The organism is Haloferax profundi, assembly GCF_001469865.1.
In the GTDB taxonomy this organism is placed as follows: Archaea; Halobacteriota; Halobacteria; order Halobacteriales; family Haloferacaceae; genus Haloferax; species Haloferax profundi.
The window spans coordinates 1-4394 of sequence record NZ_LOPV01000453.1 but is presented as its reverse complement, the minus strand read 5'-3'; the positions used below and the strand labels follow the sequence as shown (position 1 = coordinate 4394).

Below are 4394 nucleotides of genomic sequence, written 5' to 3'. Positions count from 1 at the left end.
TTGATGAGATGATGCAGCATCTTGAGGAGGCAAAGAAACTGGACAAACCCAGTTCAAAAAGTAACCGAACCCGATGGACAGGTCTCCAACGCAAAGTCCGAAAACACAGTAACGTCGCGATCCTCTCAAAGAACTATTCAAATCGTCTTGAGGAGCTTGTCAAGCGTGATGCAATTACACATCGGTCCGGCAGCCGGCTTGCGTCTGCAGCCGCAGCATTCGATGCTCATAGCCAACTCCCTATCTACTATCGTACCGGCGATACGGTAACCCATGCAGGCATTATCACGAATCTCATCCTCGACCCAGATTCCGAATCTCGGGAAGCAGAGAAATTCAGAGCACACATCAGTGAGGACGATGATTACGGAGATCACAACGAGGAACTCGATACGACGACGTACATCGTCGAACACGGGCGTGAACTGGAGGAGCCGTTCGAGATGACACAGCTGCAGAAAGTGAGTGATAACGAACCCATTGACGAGGACTTCTGGCGCTCTCCGGCCTATGTCTTCTACCGTGAAGGTGACTTCCCCTTCCTGAACAAGTAATGGCGGTTATGTCTGAGTCTTCGAATCGAGTTGTGACGTCGGAGATCGGACTTCCAGAGTGCGTTTTAATAACATCTCTGTAAGCTACACTCACCGACAAAGTACGAATAAAATATGTCTCTGAATACCTCCTCTACATTCAGCACGTGAGTTCCGTCAGAGCTTGACGACTGTAACAGAACCACGTAGCACAACAGTCAATTACGTTCCTTCATTTGCGTGTGCTGCCTCTTTGCACTGGTTCACAAATGTTTCACAGATGGTTTTGAATTGTTGAAGGTTGGTGTCTATGGCGATGATTTCGATTGGCGCGGTACTTCCGTCAATATCTTCTTCGAGGTTTCTGAACGCTTCCAGATACTGTTCATACGCTTTTCTGGGCCAAGCCACCTCTGAAGGTTCGTCTTCATCATCTGGGAGGGGACTACTTGCAGGCCAGATTTGGAGGTCGCCATTGATATTGGCTGAGAAGACACCGGGGTTTCCACTCGCATTTCCTTGGTGCTCGTCCACAAGCAGTTTGAACGAGGCATTCTGTGCTCGATTGATTTTGACATCCCACTTTCCATCAGCGAATTCATACAAATCACGGTACGCATCGGCTAGCTCGGACGAAATTTCACCTTGCTTTTGTTTGGCTTCAATATCCGCGTAGAACTCATCTTCATTCTTAATCGCCCCGTCATATCGCGACGTTTTCTTTGTACCGCGTGCCTCCTCTGTTTGACCGTATAGCCTTGGTACGAATGCTTTCGCCCCTTCTCCCTTGTACTGGGCAACCTCAATAGCGAAGACCTCGACGTCTGAAAAACCCTCGTTGAGAAACTCGACGACTCGCTTGAGTTCGCTTGGGATTTGATCGGCGACGAAGAGAATACGGACGCGTTTCGACCGAAGATTTGCTTGGGCACGCTCCCAGAACTGATTTGTCGAGTCGTCCCCGGCCAGTTCATCCAATACCTTCTCTGGGTCAACGCCGCGGTCTGTCCATGTTTGGGCGAAGTGAGTCTTGAGGGTCTCTGCGTCCCAATGGATGCATGCGTGTGAAATGTAGTCAAGTGCTTGACCAACAACTTCGCGGCGAATCCTGCTGTCTGAAGACCTTTTGACCTCTACGAGTGTCGGGATGGCGTCTTGATCGATAAAGAGGTGGTCAGCTGACCACCGACCACCGCTATCTTTATGATCTGGTATGCCAGCCTCGCGTGCAATGAGCACCCATCTCCGTGGATCGTTTGGGTTCATCTGATCTCCAGCAAGGAGTCGGGGAAATTCAGCAAGGCGCTCTTGTAGTACGTCTTCTTTAGGGTACGTGTGCTCAGTCATTTCGACGAGTTTACCGTCTTGTTCGAGGTAGATTCCACCATCCATCTTGTTCACGCCTCTACCCATCCAACCAGTTCATAAGTATCTATGGCACAACATGAACACAGTTGCCAAAGAGAACGACAAATCGCTCTTCGCTGCGACCACAGCTGATTAGGATGTCACTCTCGTCGATTACGTGAGGCTCGTAGCCTACTCGTGTAGGTACCGTTGGGTACTACGGCGACGATGTCGTCCCCATCGGGGGTGCGTCCTCTACTACAAGTGTTTTCTGGCCCACAGTCTGGCGATTTTTCAGGTGAAAGAGAACATACGAAACGAGGTGTCTGAGAACATGGTGAGTGCACGTTTCCGCTGTGACTCCAGAGTGTGTACACAGGTCACTCGGATACGTGTATTGTACTCCCCCACAGCCAGACTACGGGCTTGAGTACCGCATTCTATCCTGCTGTTTGGATTCGCAGAAGCTCACGAGTGGAAATCACACTCGTTGTGATATCTCTCGTTCGACTCACCACCGCAAACTCGTTTCTATCCTTCATACTACTCCTGTCCACAGAGGGGCTTTCTCCAGTGCTGCTGCTAGTTAGACCGTCTTCAACCGGGTTGGGTGTCGACGACCTCTGGGGGAGTGTACGACTATCCGCGGTCTATCACACCTTCACTGTCGCCACCCCATCACAACGTCTGTGATACTACGCGAACTCGACGATGTCCTCGCGAGTTCCGAGACCGCGTGTTCGGTGAAGATAACGCGCTTGGTCCCTCGGCGTTTCACAATCTCCACTGTCTCCTTCCCGAGGTCATCGAGAAAGTCCATGACGCGAGCGACAGTCTGAGTGTGCGGCGTCCGGCCTTCCTTTGCGTGCAGGACGGTTCGAATCGTGCTCGAGTCGAGTGCGAAGCCAGCAGGGACTTTTGTTGCGTATTCTGTGATGTCCTTGGCGATGAACCGGGCGCGTTCTTGGTTGGCCGTGAGTTTGGAGACTGCTTTGGAGGGGAGACGGATGAGTTGCTGGAGTGGGGACGAACTGGTGTTGTCTTCGGTGGGCGTAGTCTTCTCTGACTCGAGGGCGTGCAGGCGCTGTTGGAGATGTTTGCGGTGGTCAGTTGCTGCGTTATGATTGGATTCGAGTTCTTGCACACGAGAGCCGTACTCTGCAAGTTGCTCACGTTGGGAGGCGATGGTCTCTTTCTGGGATTCGACCGTCTCTTCGAGCTGTTTGTTCTCCCGTTCGAGACTCTCGATGCGGTCTTCGAGGTCGCTGATCCGGGAAGCGAGGTCTTCAATGGAGGTGACGGTCATTCGGTGGCCTCCGTGGAGTGGGGTGATTGTGCGATGAGACCTTTTTGCGTGGGTGGCGTGTTCGTTGACATGCGGTTTGGCTTGAACTGACCGCACCGGATCCGTGGTTCACGCGGACAAGAACGGCGCAACGAACATCGGAAAACGAGTGTTGGGTAAGTTCTCGAAACCGCTACCCGGCACGGGGGCCGTACTGACTCGGCCCGAAACTCAGGTCGTCGTTGAACCTGAGAACTCCCCAGATTCCGTGGGCCTAACCCTCAGTGAGGGAACTCCACGACTTTAGTCGTGGGAGGAGTCAGTAAGCCAACGTAGCATCGGATACCCGTCTGTCGTAGTCCAAACAGTTTCGAAGTTGAGCCCGGACATGTGTTGGGTCGAATTGTCACCGGTCATTTGGGCTGTCTTCAACCCCGCAGGGGAGTCTTTAGCACTTGGGAGCGCATTCTGTGTCTGAGTGGCATCCCAGTAGCTATGGCTAACTGTTCCTCCGGTTCGATTGCCGACAATTCCTCCTGCGTTACTTGGGCTTACTGCGTGGTCAATGGTTCCGACAGCAAAGGACTGACTCACTGTGCTGTTAGTGCTGGTTCCTACGAGACCGCCCACCTGCGTATTTCCATACAGGTGCCCCGAAGCGAACGTATTGGTGATCGTTGCTCCTGCGTGATTGGAGCCAACAAGTCCGCCAACAGCGTCTCTCCCGGTAACATTCCCTGTCGCGAATGATGAGGTAACGAGGCCGCCGTGGGTGTTTCGTCCGACGAGCCCACCATGCTCTATGAGTGACCCCGCTTCTCCCGGCGTAACCCGCACACTTCCGCTTGCAACCGACGTGTTGATTGTCCCCGTGTTCAACCCCGCGAGACCACCAGAGATAGAATCGGCAGTAACATCCACAGTAGCTGATGAGCGCACAATTGGTGCGTGCTGGTTAGGTGGTACTGGCTGTTCAGCAAAGTAGTTGTACTGCCCATTTTGACCAACGAGCCCCCCAACAAGTTGGTCTCCAGTGACCGTTCCCGTAACAGAGACGTTATGGATCGTCCCACTATTTTCCCCAGCGACAGTGCCCACGAGTCGAGAGCCACGGACGTTTGCGTCCTCCAGTTTGAGGTCTCGAATCGTTCCTTCATTAACCGCAACCAGCCCAACATAGTCTCCATCATTAGCAGCAATGCTCAACCCGCGAATCGTATGGCCGTTTC

4 protein-coding genes and 1 pseudogene are annotated in these 4394 nt (G+C 52.8%); 2 read left to right on the top strand and 3 right to left on the bottom strand.

From position 1 onward, the window contains the following. A partial coding sequence (locus AUR66_RS22150) for a hypothetical protein (protein ID WP_082682233.1) occupies positions 1 to 554 on the top strand: 554 nt, incomplete at its 5' end. Positions 555 to 755: 201 nt separating this feature from the next. Here AUR66_RS22150 and AUR66_RS15315 read toward each other — a convergent pair. After that, positions 756 to 1925 carry a hypothetical protein gene (locus tag AUR66_RS15315; RefSeq protein ID WP_157533150.1) on the bottom strand — a complete coding sequence of 390 codons (1170 nt, stop codon included), beginning with the start codon at positions 1923 to 1925 and terminating at the stop codon, positions 756 to 758. 616 nt (positions 1926 to 2541) lie between these two features. Next, a complete protein-coding gene (locus AUR66_RS15310) occupies positions 2542 to 3186 on the bottom strand; it encodes a hypothetical protein (protein WP_058573136.1) in 645 nt (214 codons plus the stop codon). Between the two features lie 109 nt (positions 3187 to 3295). Here AUR66_RS15310 and AUR66_RS23315 point away from each other — a divergent pair. Continuing rightward, positions 3296 to 3472 (top strand): annotated as a pseudogene (locus AUR66_RS23315) (RNA-guided endonuclease TnpB family protein); the annotation flags it as partial. Here AUR66_RS23315 and AUR66_RS23310 read toward each other — a convergent pair. After that, the gene (locus AUR66_RS23310) at positions 3469 to 4002 is read right to left on the bottom strand and encodes a GLUG motif-containing protein (RefSeq protein ID WP_394326264.1); all 534 of its coding nucleotides are present in this window, start codon (positions 4000 to 4002) and stop codon (positions 3469 to 3471) included. The pseudogene AUR66_RS23315 and the gene AUR66_RS23310 sit on opposite strands and share 4 nt — an antisense overlap. Positions 4003 to 4394: the final 392 nt, after the last annotated feature.

Excerpts from the sequence above, each read along its gene's own strand:
- AUR66_RS15315 (WP_157533150.1), bottom strand. The coding sequence starts at position 1,925 with ATGGATGGTGGAATCTACCTCGAACAAGACGGTAAACTCGTCGAAATG.
- AUR66_RS15310 (WP_058573136.1), bottom strand. The coding sequence starts at position 3,186 with ATGACCGTCACCTCCATTGAAGACCTCGCTTCCCGGATCAGCGACCTC.